Genomic DNA, 25,441 nt, shown 5'->3' on the forward strand with positions numbered 1-25,441 from the left:
GTGAGAACTAAAATTAAAAACGCTTTTTCATCTAAAATTAACGCAATTGGATTACCCATATTAGCGTTATGTTGGGTTAGTTTTTTTTGGGGCACCACATGGATTGCTTCAAAAGAAGGGGTAAAACACATGCCCGCGATACAACTTGCCGCCATCAGACAATTTATAGCTGGGTTTCTTTATATTTCCTTTTTTATGTTTAAAAAAACGCCTTGGCCAAAAGGAAAACAGTGGAAAACAATTATCATTCTCAGTATCCTTAATTTTGTTTTAAGCAACGGATTAAGCACTTGGGGTGTAAAATACATTAGTAGTGGCCTAGGCGCCATTATTGGGGCTCTTGTGCCTTTATGGGTTGTCATCATCAGCTTTTTTAGAGGCGAACGATTGGCACGATTAGCAGTTATTGGTTTGATTGTTAGTTTTGGCGGTGTCTGTGTCATTTTCTACGATCATTTAAGCGATTTCCTACTACCTGATTTTAGGTTTGGAATTTTTATTTCGATAATTTCCACTTTAACTTGGGCATTTGGAACTTTATATACTAAAAAGAAAGCTGCTAGTTTTAATCCTTATTTTAGTTTAGGATTGCAAATGTTCCTGTCCAGTATTTTGCTTTTTGCAATTACAGGTGCAACTGGCACATCCGTCAGTTTAAGCTCTATTCCTATGATTTCGTGGTTATCCATTACTTATTTAATTATCATTGGTTCTATTCTTACATTCATTGCCTTTATCTATGCGCTTCAAAACTTACCGGCAGAAATAAATAGCATTTATGCTTATATCAACCCAATCGTGGCCGTAATTCTAGGCACAATTATTTTTGGTGAATCGCTTACAACTGCAATAGCTATTGGCGGTACAGTAACATTAACAGGGTTATATATGGTAAATTATTCCTTGAGAAAAGGCCGTAAGATATTATAAACAAAAAGTCCCATCTGAATAATTACCAAATGGGACTTTTTATCTCTAACTAAATTTAATCTTTTACCAAATTTTTACTCGATTTTCCGGTTCAATAAACATACCATCTCCTTTCTGAATTCCAAATGCTTTATAAAATGCATCTAAATTTTGAATTGGAACATACGCACGGAACATTCCTGGAGAGTGCGGATCTGTTTTCACCTGACTTTTTAAAGCTTCCTCTCGCATTTTTGTACGCCAAACTGTTGACCAAGAAATAAAGAAACGTTGTTCAGGTGTGAAACCGTCTATTAATCCTGGATTTCCGTTTTCTTTTAAATACATCTGCAATCCATCATAAGCAGCATTTACACCGCCTAAATCACCGATGTTTTCTCCTAAAGTGAATTTTCCATCCACATGAATTCCGGGCAATGGTTCTAAAGCATTGTATTGTTCAGCCAAAGCCATCCCGAGAGTAGTAAATTGTTTTAAATCCTCCGCTGTCCACCAGTCTACAAGATTTCCGTCGGCATTGTATCGCGCTCCTGAATCATCAAATCCATGAGAAATTTCATGTCCGATTACAGCGCCAATTCCACCATAATTTACTGCTTCATCTGCTTGATAATTGTAAAAAGGGGGTTGTAAAATAGCTGCTGGAAACACAATCTCATTATAAGAAGGGTTGTAATATGCGTTTACCGTTTGCGGTGACATACCCCATTCTGTCTTATCAACTGGTTTATTGAGTTTATGTAACTCTTTTTGAAAACTCCAACGCGAAAGGTTTTTTACATTTTCAAAATAACTACCTCCTTCAGATGGGCTAATTATTATTAAAGCCGAATAATCTTTCCATTTGTCTGGATAACCAATTTTTACCGTGATTTTATTTAATTTTTCAATTGCTTTAATTTTTGTTTCGGCAGACATCCATGTCAAATTATTTATTCTATTTTTATATGCCAGAATAACATTTTTAATCATTTTCTCCGCTTTGACTTTGGCTTCAGCCGGAAACATTTTTTCAACGTATAATTTCCCTAGTGCCTCACCTATCGTATTATTTACCGTTTGCAAGGCTTTTTCTTCACGAGGTCGTTGCTTTTTAGCTCCGGTTAAGGCTTTGCCATAAAAGTCGAAATTAGCCGCTTCTATAGCCGCTGTCAATTGTCCGGAAGAATTATTTAATAAAGACCATTTCAAATATTCTTTCCAATCTGCCACTTTATTTTCTTTGAAAATAACATGAATGGCTTTCATGTATCGTGGTTGGGTAACGATTATGGAATCCAATTTTGAAAAGCCAATTCCTGCAAAATAATTTTCCCAATTGATTATTGGTATCATTTTTTGCAAATCGGCAATCGTCATCGGATTATATTGCAATCTGCTGTCTCTTCTTTCAACACGGTCTAATCTGGGTTGTGACATTGCCGTTTCTAATGCCAATATCTTGATTGCACTTGCTTTTGCCTGCGCTGGTTTTTCACCAATAAACTGGAGCATTCGCTCTACGTGAAGTACATATTTATCTCTTTTTTCTTTAGAATCTTTATCATCTGAAGTATAATAATCTTTGTCAGGTAAACCTAATCTTCCAACTTCCAGACTAACGGAATTCTTAGTACTATTCTTGTCATCAGCACCTACGCCTACGCCAAAAAAACCAACACCACCAATCGGCTCCATTTCAATCAACAATTTTTGTAAATCTTGAATGTTTTTTACGGCATCAATTTTTACCAAATATTTCTTTAAAGGTTTTATTCCCTCTTTCTCTCTCGCTACTGTATCTAGGATTGATTTGTAAAGATTGACCGCTTTTCCTTGATCTGTATTTGACTTGTAAAGAGGATTCAATGAAGCCTCTTTCAGGATGGTTAATGCATCTTTATCGGTCTTTTTTAATAACTCATTAAAACTTCCCCATGAAGTTCTGTCACTTGGAATTTCTGTTTTATCAAGCCATGTTCCATTTACATATCTAAAAAAGTCATCGTTAGATCTAACTTTTGTATCCATATTAGAAAGATTAATTCCGGGTTGCCTATGTACTGGGACATTCTGCGCATTACTAATACTGAGTCCAAATATTGCGGGAATCACAAAAAGAAACTGTTTACTAAATTGTTTTTTCATTTTTTATAATGGTTAAGACGTATACACAAACTTATCAATAATATTTGTTAAATTTCACATTCGAACAATATTTTGTTAAATACAAAAAAAGATCTTTTTTCGTATTTAACATCAAATTACTTTTTCCTTCGTGTTTCAATTTTACTACTCTAAATTTCGATTGTAACCAATAGGCCATTTTTGAAAGCTTCTTCTTATCCACTTTTATCAAAAAAAATAGCCACTGAAAACGAAAAATTCACTAACTATATTATATCCAAACCAAAAAAAGTATCAACATCGAAACCAATAAAAACACTGAAGTATAGACTACTTCGTCGTTTATTTTTAAAAAAAGGCCCAAGATGGAGTCCGACTTTGACGCTTGTTACTTGCTCGATACATCAGATAATAAAATTATTTTTAAATAAAAGAAGAAAACCCAAAACTTCGAGCTATAATAAGGTACACACATATAAATTTAAACACCAGTTACCATCCAAACACTATACTTAGAGCAAGAAGAACACTTATACTGAGGCATTAAAATCGTTTTTGGTATTCTACTCAGCATGCTTTCCAAATTACAAATGCTACAAACCTATTTTTTAAGACCGTTTTATCAAAAAAATAGAAATTGAGCCAAATCGATCAAACCGTGCCAGAACCAGTAGTTATTAAAGGCAACAGAAAAAAATATTTCATAGCGTTGATTGAGATTAGTACGTTTTGTCTGTTTTAACCAATTATGAAAAAAGAAATCTTATTTGTCATAAAATACAAGTGATTTTAATTTTTTTGACATTGAAATTTGATAAAATTAAAAGAGATTCTTTTTTAAAATTACCTTTTCGTATTTTTGTGCCAAATTACTTTTATGAAATCTATTTTTTATAAATACCGAAAATTCTTTGGTGTTTTATTAGTCTTCTCCATCATAACAATTTACTTGTTTTATGTGGCTCTTAAACCCAGCAAAACACTACCTATTTTTAATCCCGCAGATGTAAACCCGGAATTAGTCGATAGTACCGTTCAATATATCAGTAAATACCACACCATTGCTGATTTTTCATTTGTAAACCAAAACGGAAAAATCATCACTCAAAAGGATTACGAAGGAAAAGTATATGTTGCTGATTTTTTCTTTACTACTTGCGGTTCTATTTGTCCAAAAATGACAACTAATTTAGCCGAAGTTCAAAAAGCCATTATTAATAATCCAAAAGTAATGTTGCTTTCCCATACCGTTTTTCCAGAAACAGACAGCGTTCCTGTTTTGAAAGCGTATGCGCTAAAAAACGGAGTTGTTGACAGCAAATGGAACTTGGTTACCGGAGACAAAAAAGTCATTTATACGATGGCAAGAAAATCCTATTTGGCAGTCAAATTAGGAAAGCCAGAACAATTATATGATATGGTTCACACCGAAAATTTTGTTTTGGTCGATACTAAAAGACGCGTTCGTGGTTTTTATGACGGAACTAAAAAAGAAGACATGAAACGTTTAATAGAAGATATTAATTTTTTGTGTACCGAATAAAATTCGATTAAAAAACTAACTCCCAGCTCCTTTCTCTCATTATCATTCCAATTTACGGAAGTAATTTACCTTGTTTAATTTATCCAAATGAGTTACAAAAATGATAATTATCATTTGTATTGGTATTATAATATGTACTTTTACAATCTTAATTCAATCTAAATAAGTCTTGCGAACAACGATACAATCCCTCAAAAAAGGCGAAAAAGCCATTATCAAAGATTTTGATATTGATATCGTTCCTTTAAAACTATTAGAAATGGGTTGTTTACCCGGAAATATGGTAGAATTACTTCAAGTTGCTCCTTTCGGAGATCCCTTATATATAAACATTAACGGTTCACATGTTGCTATTCGTATTGAAACCGCTAGAGAAATCGAAGTTGAAATTATGAAAACCAACTTATGGTAAGCAATCGAAACATTAATGTCGCTTTAATAGGAAATCCTAATGTAGGTAAAACTTCGGTTTTTAATCAATTGACAGGTTTAAACCAACAAGTTGGTAATTATCCCGGAATTACGGTTGAGAAAAAGATTGGATTTTGCAAATTACCCAACAATGTAAAAGCCAATATTCTAGATTTACCAGGGACTTATAGCTTGAATGCCAGTTCCATTGACGAGAATGTTGTTATTGAATTGTTACTGAATAAAAACGACAAATTATATCCAGACGTAGCTCTTGTAGTTACCGATGTAGAAAATTTGAAACGTAATTTACTTCTTTTTACACAAATAAAAGATTTAGAAATCCCCACTATTCTAGTCATAAACATGGCTGATAGAATGACGTATAAAGGGATAACACTAGATATTCCTTATCTTGAAGAGCATCTTAAAACTAAGATTGCATTGATCAGTTCTCGAAAAGGTTTTGGAATAGATGAATTAAAAAAATTGATTGTCACTTTCAAAACAATTTCAAGCGAACCTTGTTTGAATGCATCCAGTATTGACCCTGAATATTTCAATACACTTCGCAAAACATTCCCAAATCAATTGTTGTATAAATTATGGTTAGTAATTACACAAGATGTGAATTTCCTGAATTTAGATCGTAATGAAATCCGTAGCTCGTTGACTAAATCACATTCGGATTTGAAGCGATTGCAGCAAAAAGAAACCATAAAGCGGTATCAGTTTATCAATGATGTGCTGAAAGTAGGACTAAAAGTAGATGAAACTGTCGCTAAAGATTTCCGAAGCAAACTGGATCGTGTACTCACGCATAAAGTGTGGGGCTATGTAATTTTCTTTTTAATCTTATTTGTCATTTTTCAATCTATTTTCGAATGGTCTAAAATCCCTATGGATTTCATCGATAGCACTTTTGCCTCTTTGAGTTCTTTGGCTGCTAACAATTTACCAGCTGGAGTTTTAACCAATTTAATTTCGCAGGGAATTATTCCCGGAATTGGTGGAATTTTGATATTTATTCCACAAATTGCCTTCTTGTTTATGTTTATTTCCATTCTAGAAGAAAGTGGCTATATGAGCAGAGTAGTTTTCCTGATGGACAAAATCATGCGAAAATTTGGTTTGTCCGGTAAAAGTGTTGTACCACTTATTTCAGGAACAGCCTGTGCAATTCCAGCGATTATGGCAACTAGAAATATAGAGAATTGGAAAGAAAGATTAATCACCATACTGGTAACGCCTTTTACAACCTGTTCTGCCAGATTACCTGTTTACGCCATCATTATAGCACTGGTAATTCCTGATACGCGTGTTTTTGGGATTTTGAATACGCAAGGAATGACCTTAATGTTATTGTATCTTTTGGGTTTTGGAATGGCGATTTTTTCGGCTTACATTTTAAATAAGATTCTAAAAATAAAAGGGAAAACATATTTTGTTGTTGAAATGCCCAATTATAAATTACCCCTTTTTAAGAATGTGGGAATTAATGTAATCGAAAAAACAAAAGCATTTATTTTTGGCGCAGGAAAAATCATATTAGCTATTTCTATTGTTTTATGGTTTTTAGCTTCATATGGACCTGGAGAAAAATTCAATAATGCAGAAACTATTGTAGTTGAAAAAACCAAAGAGAAACCGTTGTCAAAAACAGAATTTGAAAATGCAGTTGCCTCACAAAAATTAGAAAATTCTTATATTGGTTTAATGGGAAAAACCATTGAACCTGTTATTTCCCCTTTAGGTTATGACTGGAAAATAGGTATTGCCATTATCAGTTCATTTGCGGCCCGAGAAGTATTTGTGGGAACATTAGCGACCATATATAGTGTTGGTGGCAGTGATAATGAAGTCACCATAAAGAATAAAATGGCTGCTGAGATCAATCCTGAAACAGGGAAGAAAATATTCAATTTCGCTTCAGGGATATCGTTATTGTTATTTTATGCTTTTGCACTGCAATGTGCAAGCACACTAGCTATTACCAAAAAAGAAACCAACAGCTGGAAATGGCCATTAGGACAACTTATATTCATGAGTGGCTTTGCCTACGTTGTAGCACTGATTGCCTATCAAATTCTAAAATAAAGATTATGGATATTCAGGAAATTATAGCTTTTGTAGCACTCGCAATTGCACTTGCTTTTTTAATCCGAAAATTCTTTTTCAAAAAGAAAAAATCAGATAAAAATTGTGGTAATGATGATGATTGTGGCTGTCATTAAAATTATTTTATAAATTCATTCATTTCTAACTTTAAGAATGAAGAGACAATTAAACTGGATAATTTAAAAAATAAAATCCGGCCATTTATTTAAACTATTTGATTTAAATTAACTAAATTTACATAGCATAAAGCGTGTTTTAGTCTTAAAATGAGTCACTTCCATTTTTATTTCAAAAAAAAATGTATTCTGATTTTTACTTGGATTAAGATGCCTTTTGATCATAATTTCAGGACTTTTAGCTTTACTCCTACCCAGCAATTGGAATTATAGAACCCCTACAAATTGGTAATCGGTATCTTTTAATGATTTAAAGGAGAAACTACAAGCAACCTCGATATAGCACCTATTCGTTATAAAAAAATAACCTGTCTTTTTTCATAATTATTCATTTCATTGGCTATTTTTTAAATAAAAAATGGGTTAAGAGCCTAATTAAAGCTTCTTACAGTTATTATGTTTCAATTGATTTCACTTTAGCCAATTGAAAACTTTATTTAGCTTGTCATTAAGCTATAAATTCTAATTTTAGAATTTATAAAAACACATATAGAATTAATGTTTACAAATCATGCCGAAACTTCGTTAAAAATAAAATGTCATGACACTTAAAAATCACATCTTTTATTGGGGAGCAATTATCATACTGATGGGAGGAAATCCATTAGCAGCCCAAGGAAATGCCGGAGGAAAGGAATACGCTTTAAAAGCTGCTTTTCTTTATCGTTTTATAGATTATGTAAATTGGAAAGATTACCCTAAAAATCAAGTTTTTAAGATTGCAATTCTGGAAAAAAGTCCAATTACCGCTTCACTGCTTGAGATCCCTAAAAATAAAAAAATTGATATAAAGGAATATAACAGTTTGGACGAGATCAGTTTTTGTAATATTCTGTTTGTTCCTTACAATAGTACCATCCCAATTGAAACCATTCTTTCTAAATTTTCTGGTAAGCCAATATTGATCGTAACAGAACGAAATGGTTATGGCAAAAAAGGGGCACAGATGAATTTTATTGTAGTAGAAAATAAATTAAAATTTGAAGTAAATCTAAAAGCAATAAATAAATCGGGAATTGGAATCAGTTCGTTCTTACTGCAACATGCAATTATAGTGCAATAATCGGCTTAAATTACACATTTGTGAGTGAATTTGAAAGACGCAAAAAAGTGACTTTACAGCGTATTTATAGGATGCCAAGTACTCTATTTTAATATTAGAAAACAACAAACAAATGATAAATCTTCGCAACATCTCCATTAAAAATAAGCTGGTACTCATGCAGGTTTTCACCTCCGCATTTGTATTAGTGCTTTGTATTACAGCTTTTGTTCTAATAGACATAAAAGGGTTCAAAGACCGGAAAATGGTAAGTTCAATAGCCATTGCACAAGTGGTAGGTTTTAATAGTGTTTCCGCTCTTGAATTTTTGGATAATGCAGCCGCTAAGAAAATTCTATCCGAATTAACAGTACAAAACGATATTTTAAATGCAAGTATCCTCGACAAAAAAGGTCATGTTTTTGCATCCTACACTAAACCAGGCGCCAATCCTAAATTTCGGTTTGTTGTACCTGCGATGGATCAGAAAAGTTTTCTGTTTACCAATAAAAATCTTTTTGTCTACAACAAAATAAAAAAAGACAATAAACCAATAGGATTAGTTTGCATCAACTTTGAACTATCAGAATTGAATAAAATAAAAATGGATGTTTTACATCTGGGAATCGTATTATTAATTGTCGGAATCGGACTCGCCTTTTTAATTGCCATGATCATTAAAAAATACATCTCAAAACCCTTGTTAAACTTAGTAACAGTCATACAACAGGTAAAGGACACTGGTGATTATAAAACCCGCATGGATGTTGAAGGAAAAGATGAAATTAGCATCCTTTCTGTGGGACTTAATAATATGTTGGAAAATATTGAAAAGAGAGATAATGAAGTGGCACAGTCCAAAGAACAGCTGAATAAACAAAACACTCTTTTACAATCGGTTATACAAAATATGGGTGATGGCTTAATCGTTACTGATGAAAACAACAAATTTATTCTCTGGAATGCTGCCAGTGAAAAAATAATTGGAATTGGCCCCTTGGATATTCCTATAGAGAGATGGACTGAAACCTATGGTTTTTTTATGCCCGATTCCAAAACAGTTTTTAATACTAATGAACTTCCTTTGGTAAAAGCATTAAATGGCGAAGAAGTGGATAATATGGAACTATTTATTCAAAATTACAAAAAACCTGAGGGCCTTTCTGTACTTGTAACTGCCAGACCTTTAAAAAATCCTGGCGGTGGAATAACTGGCGGAGTTCTGGTTATTCATGATATCACCGAAAGAAAAACTTCAGAAACCGAAATTAAAAACCTAAATGAAGAACTGGAACGAAAAGTAACTGAACGTACCGCACAATTAGCAGAAGCCATAGAAACCCTTCGCAAAAGCGAAGAAAAATATCGTGAAATCGTGGAAAACATCAGTGATGTAGTCCATACTTCTGATTACAAAGGTTATTTTACTTACATCAATCCTGCATGTAAAAAACTAACGGGTTACAATCAAAATGAAATTATTGGAAAACATTTTTCTGAAATCCTTGCTCCGGAATGGAAAGACCGTGTGGCTGAGTTCTATTTCAACCAATTTAAAAATAAAACAGATGAAACATTATTCTCATTTCCCATCCTTACCAAATCCAGAGAAGAAAAATGGGTAGAACAAACGGTGATGCAGTTAAGAGAAGGAAATAAAATAACCGGACATAAATCTATTATGAGAGATATTACGGAACGCAAAGCAGCCGAACAAAAATTAAAAGAAAGCGAAGGTCAATTGCAAACCATATTTAATGAGGCACCAGATGCTTTAATTGTAATAAATGATGAGGGAAACATTATTAGATGGAATCCACAAGCCGAAAAAATATTTGGATGGTCATTAATCGAGGTTATGGGAAAACCCATGCATACGTTAATTATTCCTCCACAGTACAGAGAAAATCATATTAAAGGGCTTCAAAATTTTCTTATTACAGGTGAGGGAACTATTATTAATAAAACAATAGAAATCACAGCCCTTAACAAAAATAATGTTGAATTTGAAGTTGAATTAACTATATCGCCAGCCACTATTTTAGGTAAATATATTTTCATTGCTTTTATCAAAGATATCTCTTTGAGAAAAAAAATGGAAAATGAAAAAAAAGAAACTGATAAGTTAGTGCATCTTAATGAGCTAAAACTTAAATTAATTCTAGAAAATATTGGCGAGGGAATTATTGTAACTGATAACCAAAAAAGAATTGTTTTATCCAATCACATGGCGGAAGAAATCATAGGAATAAAACAAGATGCTACAGCCCCCACAACACTAGATTGGTCAACTAAATATGAATTATATTATCCAGACGAAAAAACCATTTTTCCTGCCCAGAATCTTCCACTGGAAAAAGCACTAAAAGGAGAATCAACGGATGATGTTGAGATAATAATCGAAGATTCTGAAACTAAAGAAAAAAAACGGGTTATCATTAGCGGTAGACCAATAATAGATGAAAACAACTATGTAATAGCAGCGGTTGCTAATATAAAAGACATTACCTCTTACAAAGAACTTGAGGTCGCTTTAGAAGAAAGCGAGCAAAAATATAGAAAATTAATTGGTTTTAAAAAAGGATAAAAAGAGTCATACTTGCTGTTGTCCTACACTTATTTCAAATACCCGATTTTGATAAGATAGTCTTTTTTAACAACGGTTACGCCATGTTTTGGATAAGGAAAAACACCCGTTTTTTTTATTTTTCTTTGTTTCTCAGGCAGATATTTAGCAAACCATAGGTTATTTTCTTGTTCATTTTTTAGAGAAAAAACGATGGTTTTATCCTCAGCAAATTTAGAATTTTTGTACACGGAAATAACTGCTGAAGCTTCACCAGCCCATACACAATTAACTCCTTCCGGACAACGGGAATCAGAAATAACTTCTTTCAAGACCAATTGATATCCTGTTTTTTTAAGGCATATTTTTTGAATAATATTTACGTGTTTTATGTTTTTATTATTGGTGTTTTGAGCAAAAACGGAAACATAAAAAATAAGTAAAAAGGCTAACAGACTATTTTTCATTTGATTTTTCTTATAATTATAGTGCCTTTGATTAGACAGTTTTTACAAAAAGATTGCTGGCAATTTTATTCGAAATGGTTAAATCCTTGTGATCCACTTTTATTTTTAAGGACAAGTCAAAACTTTCTTTACTGATTATTTCAATTTTAGAGCCCAATGCGATTCCTTGCTTGTCCAGATACTTAAGAAACTCTGAGGATGTGTCTTTTACACCCACACATATTCCGTTCTCATTTTCATGTAATTCAGAAAGCAGCTGTTTTTCAATTTTAATCATGCGCCCGTTGGCATCCGGAATGGGGTCTCCATGTGGATCTTCGGTAGGGTTTCCAAGAAAATCATCCAATTTGTTGATCAGTTTTTCTGATTTTATGTGTTCTAATTGTTCTGCAATATCGTGAACCTCATCCCAGGAAAAGCCTAATTTGTCCACTAAGAAAACTTCCCAAAGACGGTGTTTTCTCACTATCATTTTAGCCGTTATTTTTCCGTGTTCTGTTAAAGAAACCCCTTGGTATTTTTTATAATGGACCAAATCCTTTTCGGATAATTTCTTAAGCATATCGGTAACCGATGATGCCTTGGTTTCCATCATTTCAGCAATCGCATTAGTGCTTATTTCTGAATCAGAAAGAATCGTTAGATGAAATATGGTTTTGAGATAATTTTCTTCTGAAAAAGTCATTTTGTTATAAGTTTTAAGACTACAATTATTTTAATAATGCTGGCTCTATAACTTTTTGCCAGATAGAATATCCTTGCGCATTCATGTGCAAATTGTCTTTTAAAAAAATTGTTGATATGGGTTTTTTATTGGCATCAAGCATTTTTTCCCAAACAGAAAGAAAGACAGTATTATCTTGCCTTTTGATAAATTTTCTTATTTGTTCATTTCCATCAATTAGTCTTTCGTTCATTTTCCACCTACTTGGACTTGGCTTCATGGAGATATAAACAACTGCTGTTTTGGGAAATTCCTTTCGAATGTCCTGATATAATATTTTAAATCTTTCAAAAACAATTTTCCCAGTGATTAAATCGGACGAAGCGATATCATTTTCTCCACAATAAATTACAATTTGTTTGGGCTTATAAGGAAAAACAATATCGTTTTCATATCGGATAACATCCAACAAAGTTGACCCTCCGAAACCTCTATTAATAATCGTATGATTTGGAAAATAAGAGGAAACATCGTTCCATTTTGTAAATGAAGAACTTCCGATAAGCAGGATAGCATCACTAGGCGGAAACAAAATCGAATCCTGCTTTTTAAATGCTAAAATATCGGCCTTAAATTCTTGGGAATGTACTGTGTTCAGAAAAAATACAGTAAGTAAAAAAACGATCCATTTCATTTTTAAATTCATAATTTTTTGAAATTTAATTTTTAACGATCAGCAAAGGTATCGAAATTTTATGGCGTAGTTTATCAACAGTAGTTCCAAAGATTAAATCTTTGAATCCAGTATGTCCGTGTGTCCCCATGACCAAGATATCAAAATTTCCTTCATTGATTATGTTAGGGATCACTTTACTGGGTTTCCCAAATCCCAATTTTGTCTGCACTTTAAATCCTTTTTCCGATAATATATTTTTGTATTCGTTTAATAATTTTTCGTCTATTAAAGTTTCATGATCATCAATTTTTTCGCCATATACTTGTGCTCCAACACTTTCTACCACGTGAATTAAGGTGTATTTCGCATCAATTCCACCTAGTTGAAAAGCGTTGTTTAATGCTATTGCATCAGCGCTGGAAAAATCTACCGAAACAGCAATTTCCTTTTTACTATAGATTCCAGTTTTAGAAAATTGCAATTTTAATTTGTGCGGCGAATGGTTTAGAATGCTGGTTTTTGTTTTGACAATAAATGGTTTGAATACAATATAAAGCAACAAAATCAAGAAACCAAATGCTAAAGGAACTACCGTAAACCATAATATAATTGGATTATTAGAAGTTTCAAGCCAACCGTTTATTTCATCAAAAACTAATTTTGCATTCAGCGAAACGATAATGGTTGCCACAATCCAAGAAGTAACTTGGGTAACCTTACCAATGTGAAATCCCTTCATTTTTGATTTGTCGCTTACAAAATGAATCAGCGGAATAATCGCAAAACCCAATTGCAAACTCAAAATCACCTGACTTAAAATCAGTAATTTTCCCGTGACGCTTTCGCCAAAAATAGAAATTACAATTACGGCTGGAACAATGGCAATTAAGCGGGTGATTATTCTTCGAACCCAAGGTTGGATTCGTAAATTCAAATAGCCTTCCATAATAATTTGACCGGCTAATGTTCCTGTAACGGTCGAACTTTGTCCTGCCGCAATCAAAGCCACCGCAAATAATATTGGTGCCCATTTACTCCCTAAAAGTGGAGCTAAAAAGCGGTGCGCATCTTGAATTTCGGCGACTTCGAACATGCCGTTTTTATAAAATGTGGCTGCAGCCAATATTAAAATAGCGGCATTTACAAAAAAGGCCAAATTTAACGCAATAGCGGAATCAATGAAATTGTATTTTAAAGCCTGCTTAATACCCGCATTGCTTCTATCGAAATTTCTGGTTTGCACCAATGAGGAATGCAGGTACAAATTGTGTGGCATAACCGTTGCCCCAATAATCCCGATTGCGATATAAAGTGCTGCTTCGTTAGGCATGGAAGGAATCAATCCTAATAAAACCTTGTCCATCTCAGGCTGGGCAAAAATCATCTCAAAAATAAAAGAGAACCCAATGATTGCAACCAATACAATGATAAAAGCTTCCATTTTTCGGATGCCTTTATTGATTAGAAAAAGCAATAAAAAAGTATCTAAAACGGTTATAAGCACCCCTTCTATTAGCGGAATATTGAACAATAAATTAATCCCGATGGCCATTCCCAAAACTTCGGCAAGGTCACAGGCAGCAATAGCGATTTCGGCAAGAAAATACAGGATGTAATTGATAAATGGGGAATAGGTTTCCCGTGAGGCTTGCGCCAAATCGCGTTGGGTTACAATTCCCAGTCGTGCGCTCAAGCTTTGCAACAACAAAGCCATTATGTTACTCATCAATAAAACCCAAAGCAAGGCATAACCAAACTGGCTTCCACCGGCAATATCAGTAGCCCAATTTCCCGGATCCATATAACCAACACTGATTAAATAGGCTGGTCCAAAAAAGGCTAATATTTTTCTGAACACTGATTTTTTATCCTGTGTAACTACCGATCCGTGAACTTCTTCTAAAGATTTTCCCATGGCTGTTTTTAAATTATTGATACAAAAGTAATTAAAAAATTTGTTTTGCAAAATATAATTTTTAGCTTTGTCTAAATTTAATTTAAGCATCGTGAAAAAAATATTTATTTTATCCCTTTTTCTTGTTGTAGACTTCAGTTATGCACAAGAAAAAACTTTTATTTCAGGATTCGTCTCATCAGAAAAAAAAGCGATTCCTAATGCAAGTATTGTTATAATGGGAACTAATTATAAAACTAAATCCGATAGCTTAGGCAACTATACATTAAACAATATTCCAGAAGGCACTTATAAAATTCAGGTTGTAGCCAACAGTTTTCAAATATCCAGAAAAAATATAATCGTCAAAAAAGAGGGAAATACAATTGTAGATTTTGAACTCTCCAATACTGAAAACCAACTGAACGAAGTAGTTGTTTCAGGAACTTTAAAAGCGGTAAAAAGACTGGAAAGTGCCGTCCCAGTCGAAGTTTATTCCCCTATATTTTTCAAAAAAAATCCTACTGCAAGTATTTATGAAGCACTTCAAAACGTAAACGGAGTCCGGCCACAGCTTAATTGTGGCGTTTGTAATACCGGTGACATTCACATTAACGGACTGGAAGGTCCTTATACTTTGGTTTTAATAGACGGGATGCCCATTGTAAGCAGCTTATCAACAGTCTACGGATTATCCGGAATCCCAAATTCCTTGGTAGAAAGAATTGAAATTGTAAAAGGTCCTGCATCTTCATTATATGGCAGTGAAGCTGTGGGTGGTTTAATTAATATCATCACTAAAAATCCAATAAATGCACCATTATTTTCCGCGGATGTTTTTAGTACTTCTTGGCTGGAAACCAATATTGACTTAGGTGTAAAATCGAATGTTGGTAAGAAAGCAACTGCGTTATTAGGTCTAAATTATTTCAAGTACAACAATAGAATTGATAACGATAACGATGGATTTACCGATGTTTCGCTTTCCGACCGAATTTCACTTTTTCAAAAATGGACTTTTGATAGAAAAGAAAATCGATTGCTCACTATTGCTGCACGTGCGGTCTATGAAGATCGTTTTGGCGGAGACATGCGATGGGAGAAAAAACACCGTGGTGGAGACGAAATTTACGGCGAAAGCATCTATACAAAACGGGCGGAACTTATAGGAAGTTATCAATTGCCATTTCAAGAGAAACTGATGCTTTCATTTTCTGGAAACGTCCATTACCAAGACAGTCGTTACGGCCTGACAAACTATATAGCCAACCAAAAAATTGGTTTTATGCAATTAACCTGGGATAAGAAATCAGGAAAAAATGACCTGCTCACAGGAATAGCAGCTCGTTACAATTATTATGATGACAATACTCCTGCGACAGCAGTTCTTGGAGATAACAATCCGGAGAGAACTTGGCTACCCGGTATTTTTGTTCAAGACGAAATCACTTTCACTGAAAAACACAAACTATTATTAGGAATGCGTTATGATTACAACTCCTTTCACGGAAGTATTTTGACACCACGATTAGCCTATAAATGGAAATTGAATGACAATAATATTCTTCGTTTAAATGCTGGAACGGGTTTTAGAGTAGTAAATTTATTCACTGAAGACCATGCAGCCTTAACAGGTGCCAGGGAAATTGTAGTGACCAATAATTTGAAACCAGAACAATCTGTAAACGCAAATTTGAATTACATCAAAAAAATAAATTTCGGCAATGGTACATTTATTGGAATTGAAACGGCGCTTTTCCATACCCGATTCAGTAATAAAATTGTTTCCGATTATAAGACAGATCCCAATAAAATAATCTATGACAACATCAACGGATACGCCATAAGCCAAGGAATTAGCACCAATATAGACATCAATTTCCCTAACGGATTAAAAATTATAACAGGTGCTTCCTTACTTAATAATAAAAATGTTGAAAACGGAATTAAAGAAACACCTTTTCTAACCGAAAATTTTACTGCAACATGGAGCGTATCCTATAAAATAAAAACTATCGATTTGAATATTGACTATACCGGAAATGTATATGGACCAATGAAATTACCTCTATTAAGTGCTTTAGATCCTCGAAGTGCTAATTCACCCAAGTATAGTTTACAAAACATACAACTTACCTATTCTGGTTGGAAAAATTTTGAGTTCTATGCCGGAATTAAAAACATTTTGAATTTTCTGCCAAAACAGAATAATCCATTTTTGATTTCCAGAACAAATGATCCTTTTGACAAAAATGTAACCTACGATTCTAATGGACAAGTACTGGACACACCACAAAACCCTTACGGATTAACATTTGACACTACTTATGTTTATGGGCCTAACCAAGGTATTCGGAGCTTTTTTGGATTGCGCTATAATCTAAAGAAATGAGAAAAAAACTTCTATTACTGTTGCTTTTATTTTTGGTGATTCCATCTGGTTTTGCACAGCTAAACTTAGTATCTTTTGAACAAATAGATAGTCTGCAAAATATTGAAAAAAGGAAAGTTGTCGTTTTCATTCATACCAATTGGTGCCAATTCTGCCATGCGATGAAAAACACGACTTTCAAAAACGAAAGCATCATAAAGGAACTAAACAATACTTTTTATTTCATTGCTTTTAATGCTGAAGAAAAACGGACAATTATTTTTAACAACGCTACTTTTAAGTTTAAATCTACGGGGAATACTTCCGGAATTCATGAACTCGCGATGCAACTAGGAACCATTAACAAACAGCTGAATTATCCTGCTTTATGTGTTCTAAACAGTAAAAACGAAATCATTTTTCAAGATAACAACTACATAAAACCAAAAGAGTTTAAACTCATTTTAGAGAAACTAAAAGAATAAAATGTCTATTTTTGGTGTAATTGTCAAAATTCCCAATGAAACACTTCGATTACATCTTTACTGGAACTGGGCTATCGGCTTTGATGACCATTTATAAAATGGTGCTTTCGGGAAAATTCCAAGACAAAAGCATGCTGCTCATTGATGAAAACGCTAAAAAAACGAACGATCGAACGTGGTGTTTTTGGGATCAAAATGGCACTATATGGGAAGATTCAATTTCAAAAAAATGGAATTCGGCTTTATTTGTCAATGAAGACTTTCGTCGGAATTTAAATTTAAAACCGTATCAATACAACATGGTGAAAGGCTTGGATTTTTACAACCAAGTATTTGATTTGATTTCGAAACAAGAAAACATCACTTTCGTCAATCAAAAAGTAATCGAAATTGAAGAATCCGAAAATATTATTTTGATACAAACTGATGCTGAAAGCTTCTCCTGTTCAAAACTATTCAATAGTATCTACAACAAACGAAAAGCCGAAAATCAAACTAAATATCCTGTTTTACAACAGCATTTTATGGGTTGGTTTATAAAAAGCGAACAGCCTGTTTTTAATCCTGGCCAGGCCACATTTATGGATTTTTCAGTAGAACAAAGAGGAAATACGCGCTTTATGTATGTATTGCCCACTTCCGGGACCGAAGCTTTACTGGAATATACTTTGTTTTCTCAAAATCATCTTGAAAAAGCGGAATATGAAACTGAAATCAAAAAATACATTCAAAATCTGGGTATAACTAATTACGAAATCATAGAAAAAGAACAAGGAAGTATTCCTATGACCTGTTATCCTTTCTGGAAATTAAACACCAAAAACGTAATAAATATTGGGACTTCCGGAGGATGGACTAAAGCCAGCACTGGGTATACTTTTAAAAATTCTAATAAAAAATCTACTGAATTGGTTTCCTTTCTTCAAAGGGAAACCGACTTTACCAAGTTTCATAAAAGAACCAAATTCTGGTTTTATGATTTATTACTTTTAGATATTTTAGACTGTAAAAACGAAATCGGCTCCACCATTTTTTCTTCATTATTTAAAAAAGGAAATCCGCAATTAATTTTTAAATTCTTAGACGAAGAAACTTCTCTTTCAGAAGACATTCAAGTAATTCTAAAGTGTCCAAAAACACCTTTTCTTCAAGCGTTATTTCATGTGGTTTTTAGAAAAAAAAGATAACAATAAAACTATAACAAAACTTTATAGTTCAAATAAACATGTTGATTTTAAACTTTGTAACTTTGTAACTTGAAATTATAAATTTTAATTTAAAAAATATGTATCCAGAAGAAATGGTAAAACCGATGCAAGCTGAATTAACAGCTGCAGGTTTTCAAGATTTACATAGTGCTGAAGCAGTTGAAAACGCAATGAAAGCGGAAGGTACAACACTAGTGATTGTAAACTCAGTTTGTGGTTGCGCTGCAAGAAATGCACGTCCGGGAGCAAAAATGAGCTTAGATGGGGCAAAAAAACCAGACCATTTAATTACTGTTTTTGCAGGAGTTGACAAAGAAGCTGTTGATGCTGCCAGACAACACATGTTCCCTTTTCCTCCTTCATCGCCAAGTATGGCTTTATTCAAAAACGGAGAATTAGTTCACATGTTAGAACGTCACCATATAGAAGGTCGCCCTGCAGAATTAATTGCTGAAAACCTTAAAGACGCTTTCAACGAGTATTGTTAATTCAATAAAAAGAAATAAAAACCACGATTTGCTTATGGTGAATCGTGGTTTTTTTTATAACTATTTCTTAATAAGAAAACATCAAGTAACAGTGTCGCCCCCTTTTCTAAAGCCAATTAACTGTCTGTACTTTAATTCTGTCTCTTTTAGTTCTTCTTCCATCTGTTTGTATTTGCTGATATCTTTTATAGTAACAACAGCTGCAACTACCTTATTATCCTGATCGACTAATGGCCTGCCGCTAATAAGAACCCTTCTCTTTTGTTGTGCAACAGGATTCCAAAGGACGACTTCAACATCATTAGTTTCTTCACCATCCAATGCTCGTTCCATTGGTAATTTTTGGGAAGGAAAAACAGTTTTTTCATCAGGAAAATACAACTCAAAATGATCTGTTAAATTAGATGATATTTTGTCATCCTCTTCAATTCCAAAAATTTCATTGGCCATATAATTTGCCATTACTACTTTCCTGTCAGCATTGGCAACTATAACACCCTCACTAATATTCTCTAAAATCAATCGTAACTTTTCTTTATTTTCATACAATTCGTCAACCGCTTTTTTACTTTCAGTAATATCTCTTACAAAACCAATAAAAAAATATTTTTCTCCCATTTTGATCGGTGAAACACTAATAGACACAGGAAATTCAGCTCCTTCCTTATTTACGGCTTCTATATCATATGTTTTATTTAAAATAGCTCCGATTCCAGTCGATAAAAAATGTTCCATCCCTGTCTTATGCTCTTGTAGGTAGCGTTCCGGAATAATGAAATCATAAAGGTGTTTCCCCATAACTTCGGTAATTTTCCATCCAAAAACCGATTCTGCCTTTGGATTCCACCTTACAACATTACTTTCACTATCAATGACTATAACTGGATCAGGAGCACCATCAAAAATGCTTTGTATTTGCTGTTCGTTATCTTTCAATTTCTGAGTATAATTATTTAACAAGTCTTCATCCAGTCTTTTTTGTGTGATATCACGTAAAACTGCATAAATCATTCCTTCTTTGATATCTGTTGATATTACTGATTCAGTCCATTTATAGGAACCATCTTTGCATAGTAATGGAAACATAACATCTGACGCTACTACTTCTCCTTTCAAACGTTTTTCCCTTCGTTCACTGACTATTTTTATATAATCCGGATGCAGCAAATCTAAAAGAGATATTCTCTCTAAATCATTTTGATCATAACCCAAAATTTTAGTGAATGCAGGATTAATTTTTATGATTTTATTTCCTTTTTCAACAAAAAAAGCATCAAAAGACATCTCAAAAAAATTATTGACTATTTTCAAGGATTGTTCATTTTTAACTTTGTCGGTAATATCCCTTGCAACAGAATACATTACCCCTTGCTGCATATCAATGGTACTGTGCCAGTCCAGCCATTTGTATGTCCCATCTTTACAACGAACTCGATATTCAAAATTAACAATTTCATCCCCTTTTAGAAGCTTAGCCAATACTTCATTAACTATTTTTTTGTCATCCGGATGGGTTAATTCCGTAAATTTTATACTCTTTATATCTGCTTGGGTGTAACCCAGTGTTTTGGTAAACGCTGGATTTATTTTTATAAAATGCTCTCCTTTTGAAACGACAAGCAAGTTATTAGACATATTGAAAAATTTATCGGCAACGACGAAAGAGTCTTCAATTTCTTTTTTAGCGGTAATATCACTGGCAATAGAATACAGTAACCCAGTTGAGGGGTCTGGATAAGTTGACCAAGAAAGCCATTTTATTGAACCGTCTTTACAGATATATCTATTTTCAAAATTCATTGTTGCGACACCTGTCTGAAGTTTAGCAACTTCTTTTTTTGTAACATCATTATCATCAGGAACAGTAAATTCCAGAAAGGGCCTACTCAATAACTCTTCCTCAGAATACCCTAAAATTCTACTGACCGCCGGATTAATTTTTATAAACTTATCCTTAGTAGCAATAACCATCATATCTAATGACATGTTAAAGAATTTATCTGCCGCTTTGAAAGACTCTTCTAATTTCTTTCTTTCTGATATATCAGTCGAAATTCCGCCAATCGCATAAATCCTCCCAGTGGAATCATATAAAGGAAATTTTACCGCGATATACGTATGAGGACCATCCGGTTGCTGGATGGTTTCTTCTGTTTTTAATTCTTTTAATGCTTTTGCCACTTCAAGATCAGAATTTCGATAAACATCAGCCACTTCCTTTGGTAGAAAATCATGATCAGTTTTCCCCACTATTTCTTCGTTCGGGATTTGAAATATAGATCCAAATTGTTTATTGACTAATAAATATTCTCCATTTATTTTTTTTATAAAGATGGGATTCGAAGTGTTATCAATGATAGACTGAATCAGTTGTTTACTTTCTAAGAGCAAGTTTTGGGAAATATTTTTAGCCCGTAATTGAGCCTTAATTATAAAATAGACGATAGTTAGTAAAACCATTGAAAGGACAAACAAGGAGAGTTCTATCCAATTTAATACGGAATCATTTGTCAGATCTCTATGCTTGTCAAGCCGAGAAATAAAAACCCATCCTGAAGCAATTACAACTAGTAAATTGATAATAAACCCTAATAATATTTTTTTTTCAAAAGAAATTTTCATGGTAAAAAAGATGTTAAATTTAACATTCATTAACCTTAATAAACTGAATAACAATATACTTATACAGATGAAAGTTAGTGAATTATATTCAATAATCAAAAACGATTTTAACATCTCCGCTTCGTCAAACTCATCATGGATTTTTGTTTGAACCAATTTTCCGTTATCCGTTATAAATGAAATTCACTGAGCTCGAATTAAAATAAAAGTATAGTGTTGTAATCTTTTTATTTAAAAAAAAATAAAGGATTTCCACTACTATCGCGGTAGGCATTTGAGATTAGGAAATTATTTCATTTCCAAATTATTTATTACTTTTGCACCGTTCAAGAAAATTCACTTGACTATTTTACCGAAAATAAATTTCTCAACTTAAAACTGTTTATAGCATGCAACTGTATAACACCTTAAGCGCAGAAGAAAGAGCCATCATGATTGATGATGCCGGCAAACAACGTCTAACGCTGTCTTTCTATGCTTATGCGCAAATCTCAGATCCAACACAATTTCGTAACGAATTATTTCTGGCTTGGAACGCACTTGAAGTTCTTGGTCGAATCTATGTAGCCCGTGAGGGAATAAACGCCCAATTGTCGCTTCCTGCCGATAATTTTTATGCCTTCAAAGATGCTATCGAAGTCTATGATTTCATGAAAGGAATGCGTTTGAATATTGCCGTAGAACAAGATGATCATTCGTTTTTGAAACTGACTGTTAAAGTCCGTGATAAAATTGTCGCTGATGGTTTAATGGACGAAACTTTTGATGCAACAAATATAGGAATTCACCTAAAAGCCAAAGAATTCAATGCACTTCTCGAAGATCCCAACACTATTGTGGTCGATATGCGAAATCATTACGAAAGTGAAATTGGACATTTTACCAAAGCCATAAAACCAGATGTTGATACATTCCGTGAAAGTTTACCAATCATAGAAGAACAACTTTCTGAACACAAACAAGACAAAAAACTATTGATGTATTGCACCGGAGGAATCCGTTGTGAGAAAGCCAGTGCATATTTCAAACACAAAGGTTTTGAAAACGTATACCAACTCGAAGGCGGAATTATAGAATACACCCGTCAGGTAAAAGCCGAAGGTTTAGAAAGTAAATTTATTGGGAAAAACTTTGTATTTGATCACCGCTTGGGCGAAAGAATTACGGATGATATCGTTTCACAATGCCATCAGTGCGGAGCACCTTGTGATGTCCATACCAATTGTGTAAACGAGGGTTGTCATTTACTTTTTATCCAATGTGACTCTTGCAAGGAAAAAATGGAAGGTTGCTGTTCTGCAGAATGTGTGAGTGTAATCCACTTGTCTGAAGAAGAGCAAAAAGCCATTCGAAGAGGAATAAAAAACGGAAATAAAATTTTCAAAAAAGGAAAATCAGACGTTTTGACTTTTAAAAACAACGAAGAAACGTACGGTGTTTTTGTTGCTGAAAAACCAAAAACTAGCGTCAAAAAAGAACCAAAAATCAAGAAAATTTATATTGGAAAAGGAACCCATTTTTTTCCAAAACCTAGTATTGGCCAATTTCTTATTGAAGAAAACGAAATCAAAACTGGCGATACCATTTTAATCAAAGGTGCAACAACCGGCGAACAAATAGTAGTCGTCGTAGAAATGCTCGTTAACGATTTGGCTCAAGAAAAAGCAGTTTCTGGAGACACTTGTACTTTTAAATTGCCGTTCCGGATTCGATTGTCTGATAAATTGTATAAGATTTTAGATTGAAAATTAGGATTAAAATCTCATGAAAAAAACCCATTACAATTTGATTTGTAATGGGGTTTTTTATAAAAATATTTATGATTTATTGGTGCTTTTATGCTTTGCGACTTAAAACTAAAAAATACTATCTTTACACATTAATCGTTTTAAGAACTTAAGTTGTGCCAGTCACAACACTATATATAAAATTATGGCATGTACAAGTTGTTCAACTTCTGATGGTGGCTCACCTAAAGGTTGTAAAAATAATGGGACTTGCGGCACCGATAGCTGCAATAAATTAACAGTTTTTGATTGGCTTTCTAATATGAGTTTACCTAATGGCGATGCTCCTTTTGACTGTGTTGAAGTACGTTTTAAAAACGGAAGAAAAGAATTTTACCGCAATACTGAGAAATTGACTTTAAGCATGGGCGACATTGTTGCTACTGTTGCTTCGCCTGGCCACGACATAGGAATTGTAACTTTGACTGGCGAATTGGTAAAGATTCAGATGAAGAAAAAAGGAGTTAATCATTTAAGCAATGAAGTTCCTAAAATCTATAGAAAAGCATCCCAAAAAGACATTGATATTTGGTCAACCGCTAGAGACAAAGAAGAACCTATGAAAGTTCGTGCTCGTGAATTAGCCATTGCTCAAAAACTGGAAATGAAAATTTCAGATATCGAATTTCAGGGGGACGGATCAAAAGCTACTTTTTACTACACTGCAAATGATCGTATCGATTTTCGTGCATTGATTAAAGATTTTGCTAAAGAATTCAGTACCCGAATCGAAATGAAACAAGTAGGTTTCCGTCAGGAAGCAGCTCGTTTGGGCGGAATTGGTTCCTGCGGACGAGAATTATGTTGTTCTACCTGGTTAACGGATTTTAGAAGTGTAAATACTTCTGCAGCACGTTACCAACAACTGTCTTTAAATCCACAAAAACTGGCAGGACAATGCGGAAAATTAAAATGCTGCTTGAACTATGAGTTAGACACTTACATGGATGCCTTGAAAGATTTTCCAGATTTCGAAACAAAATTAGTAACTGAAAAAGGGGATGCCATTTGTCAAAAACAAGACATTTTTAAAGGGCTGATGTGGTTTGCTTACACCAATAATTTTGCTAACTGGCATGTATTAAAAATTGACCAAGTCAAAGAAATTGTTGCCGAAAACAAACTAAAAAACAAAGTCTCTTCATTGGAAGATTTTGCAATAGAACTAATTGTTGAACCAGAGAAAAACTTCAATAATGCAATGGGACAAGAAAGCCTAACCCGTTTTGACCAACCCAAAGCAAAGAAAAAGCCTAATAAAAAACGCAAACCTGCCGGTGAAAATGCTATTGTAGCAAACAACAACAAACCTGCAAACACTAACAATCGCCAGACTCCAAATGAAAAAAAACCAGTAGCTGCTAAACCTACTGAACCAAGAAAACCTATAATTATTACTAAAAATGAGGCTAAAAAATAGCATTTTACTTCTTTTGGTGGTAATTCTTTTTTTTTCTTGTGATAAAAAAAGAGTGTTTGATGAATATAAATCTGTCGGAAGCGCATGGCATAAAGACAGTATTGTAACATTCGATTTACCGGAACTGGACTCTACAAAACAATATAATTTGTTTATCAATTTGAGAGACAACAATAATTATCAATTCAGCAACCTATTTTTGATTGTGGCGCTGGAAAAACCAAATGGGTATACAAAAGTTGACACTCTTGAATATCAAATGGCAGATCAAGACGGAGCCTTGCTAGGTAATGGATTTACGGACATCAAAGAAAGTAAATTGTACTTTAAAGAAAATGCAATGTTCAAAGGAAAATATAAAGTTCATATAAAACAAGTTGTTAGAGAAACTGGTAAAATTCCTGGTGTGACAGCTCTGGATGGGATTACAGAAGTAGGTTTTAGAATAGAAAAAAAAGATTAAGAAA

Annotated in this window: 20 protein-coding genes; 14 read left to right on the forward strand and 6 right to left on the reverse strand. The window is 33.5% G+C overall.

The genetic code is table 11. The features are described 5' to 3' along the window. Positions 1 to 930 (forward strand): DMT family transporter, encoded by a 930-nt coding sequence (locus ACM55G_RS01485; protein WP_416842131.1) that lies wholly within the window; start codon positions 1 to 3, stop codon positions 928 to 930. 63 nt (positions 931 to 993) lie between these two features. Here ACM55G_RS01485 and ACM55G_RS01490 read toward each other — a convergent pair whose 3' ends face one another. After that, positions 994 to 3,057: a M13 family metallopeptidase gene (locus tag ACM55G_RS01490; RefSeq protein ID WP_416842132.1), complete on the reverse strand. Its 2,064-nt coding sequence runs from the start codon at positions 3,055 to 3,057 to the stop codon at positions 994 to 996. An 856-nt stretch (positions 3,058 to 3,913) separates the two neighbouring features. Here ACM55G_RS01490 and ACM55G_RS01495 point away from each other — a divergent pair. From ACM55G_RS01495 to ACM55G_RS01520, 6 genes are all read left to right on the forward strand, one after another. After that, positions 3,914 to 4,579: an SCO family protein gene (locus ACM55G_RS01495; protein ID WP_416842133.1), complete on the forward strand. Its 666-nt coding sequence runs from the start codon at positions 3,914 to 3,916 to the stop codon at positions 4,577 to 4,579. A 169-nt stretch (positions 4,580 to 4,748) separates the two neighbouring features. After that, complete coding sequence (locus ACM55G_RS01500; protein ID WP_416842134.1) at positions 4,749 to 4,991, forward strand: FeoA family protein; 243 nt, start codon at positions 4,749 to 4,751, stop codon at positions 4,989 to 4,991. Then, a complete protein-coding gene (gene feoB, locus ACM55G_RS01505; RefSeq protein ID WP_416842135.1) occupies positions 4,985 to 7,087 on the forward strand; it encodes a ferrous iron transport protein B in 2,103 nt (700 codons plus the stop codon). The genes ACM55G_RS01500 and feoB overlap by 7 nt, the downstream gene beginning before the upstream one ends. A 5-nt stretch (positions 7,088 to 7,092) precedes the next feature. Further along, positions 7,093 to 7,224, forward strand: a complete 132-nt coding sequence (locus ACM55G_RS01510) for a FeoB-associated Cys-rich membrane protein (RefSeq protein WP_416842136.1) — start codon at positions 7,093 to 7,095, stop codon at positions 7,222 to 7,224. 601 nt (positions 7,225 to 7,825) lie between these two features. Continuing rightward, positions 7,826 to 8,347, forward strand: coding sequence for a YfiR family protein (locus tag ACM55G_RS01515; protein WP_416842137.1), 522 nt, complete (start codon positions 7,826 to 7,828; stop codon positions 8,345 to 8,347). A 112-nt stretch (positions 8,348 to 8,459) separates the two neighbouring features. Next, positions 8,460 to 10,913 (forward strand): PAS domain S-box protein, encoded by a 2,454-nt coding sequence (locus ACM55G_RS01520; RefSeq protein ID WP_416842138.1) that lies wholly within the window; start codon positions 8,460 to 8,462, stop codon positions 10,911 to 10,913. Between the two features lie 29 nt (positions 10,914 to 10,942). On the opposite strand, the gene ACM55G_RS01525 is transcribed toward ACM55G_RS01520, so the two are convergent. From ACM55G_RS01525 to ACM55G_RS01540, 4 genes are read right to left on the reverse strand one after another with little or no spacing between them, the layout of a single operon-like run. Continuing rightward, a complete protein-coding gene (locus ACM55G_RS01525; protein ID WP_416842139.1) occupies positions 10,943 to 11,359 on the reverse strand; it encodes a hypothetical protein in 417 nt (138 codons plus the stop codon). Positions 11,360 to 11,390: 31 nt separating this feature from the next. Further along, positions 11,391 to 12,044: a metal-dependent transcriptional regulator gene (locus tag ACM55G_RS01530; RefSeq protein WP_416842140.1), complete on the reverse strand. Its 654-nt coding sequence runs from the start codon at positions 12,042 to 12,044 to the stop codon at positions 11,391 to 11,393. A 25-nt stretch (positions 12,045 to 12,069) separates the two neighbouring features. Further along, positions 12,070 to 12,717 (reverse strand): GDSL-type esterase/lipase family protein, encoded by a 648-nt coding sequence (locus tag ACM55G_RS01535; RefSeq protein ID WP_416842141.1) that lies wholly within the window; start codon positions 12,715 to 12,717, stop codon positions 12,070 to 12,072. Between the two features lie 25 nt (positions 12,718 to 12,742). After that, positions 12,743 to 14,614, reverse strand: coding sequence for an Nramp family divalent metal transporter (locus ACM55G_RS01540; RefSeq protein WP_416842142.1), 1,872 nt, complete (start codon positions 14,612 to 14,614; stop codon positions 12,743 to 12,745). A 91-nt stretch (positions 14,615 to 14,705) separates the two neighbouring features. On the opposite strand from ACM55G_RS01540, the gene ACM55G_RS01545 reads away from it, so the two are divergent. From ACM55G_RS01545 to ACM55G_RS01560, 4 genes are all read left to right on the forward strand, one after another. Further along, positions 14,706 to 16,985, forward strand: coding sequence for a TonB-dependent receptor (locus ACM55G_RS01545; RefSeq protein ID WP_416842143.1), 2,280 nt, complete (start codon positions 14,706 to 14,708; stop codon positions 16,983 to 16,985). Continuing rightward, a complete protein-coding gene (locus tag ACM55G_RS01550; RefSeq protein ID WP_416842144.1) occupies positions 16,982 to 17,449 on the forward strand; it encodes a thioredoxin family protein in 468 nt (155 codons plus the stop codon). Before ACM55G_RS01545 ends, ACM55G_RS01550 begins: the two co-directional genes overlap by 4 nt. 35 nt (positions 17,450 to 17,484) lie before the next feature. Continuing rightward, complete coding sequence (locus ACM55G_RS01555; protein WP_416842145.1) at positions 17,485 to 18,636, forward strand: lycopene cyclase family protein; 1,152 nt, start codon at positions 17,485 to 17,487, stop codon at positions 18,634 to 18,636. Between the two features lie 98 nt (positions 18,637 to 18,734). Then, positions 18,735 to 19,145, forward strand: coding sequence for a BrxA/BrxB family bacilliredoxin (locus ACM55G_RS01560; protein ID WP_035668910.1), 411 nt, complete (start codon positions 18,735 to 18,737; stop codon positions 19,143 to 19,145). An 81-nt stretch (positions 19,146 to 19,226) separates the two neighbouring features. Here the strand turns inward: ACM55G_RS01560 and ACM55G_RS01565 are convergent, their stop codons facing one another. Next, positions 19,227 to 21,767 carry a PAS domain-containing protein gene (locus ACM55G_RS01565; RefSeq protein WP_416842146.1) on the reverse strand — a complete coding sequence of 847 codons (2,541 nt, stop codon included), beginning with the start codon at positions 21,765 to 21,767 and terminating at the stop codon, positions 19,227 to 19,229. A 389-nt stretch (positions 21,768 to 22,156) separates the two neighbouring features. On the opposite strand from ACM55G_RS01565, the gene trhO reads away from it, so the two are divergent. The 3 genes from trhO to ACM55G_RS01580 all read left to right on the forward strand — a co-directional run bounded on the left by trhO (position 22,157) and on the right by ACM55G_RS01580 (position 25,437). Beyond that, positions 22,157 to 23,512 carry an oxygen-dependent tRNA uridine(34) hydroxylase TrhO gene (gene trhO, locus ACM55G_RS01570; RefSeq protein WP_416842147.1) on the forward strand — a complete coding sequence of 452 codons (1,356 nt, stop codon included), beginning with the start codon at positions 22,157 to 22,159 and terminating at the stop codon, positions 23,510 to 23,512. 187 nt (positions 23,513 to 23,699) lie between these two features. Further along, on the forward strand, positions 23,700 to 24,974 hold the full coding sequence (locus ACM55G_RS01575; protein WP_416842148.1) for a PSP1 domain-containing protein: 1,275 nt from the start codon (positions 23,700 to 23,702) through the stop codon (positions 24,972 to 24,974). Beyond that, positions 24,958 to 25,437 (forward strand): gliding motility lipoprotein GldH, encoded by a 480-nt coding sequence (locus ACM55G_RS01580; RefSeq protein WP_416842149.1) that lies wholly within the window; start codon positions 24,958 to 24,960, stop codon positions 25,435 to 25,437. Before ACM55G_RS01575 ends, ACM55G_RS01580 begins: the two co-directional genes overlap by 17 nt. The last annotated feature ends 4 nt before the right edge of the window (positions 25,438 to 25,441 follow it).

The organism is Flavobacterium algoriphilum (genome assembly GCF_048158655.1).
Taxonomy (GTDB): Bacteria; Bacteroidota; Bacteroidia; order Flavobacteriales; family Flavobacteriaceae; genus Flavobacterium; species Flavobacterium algoriphilum.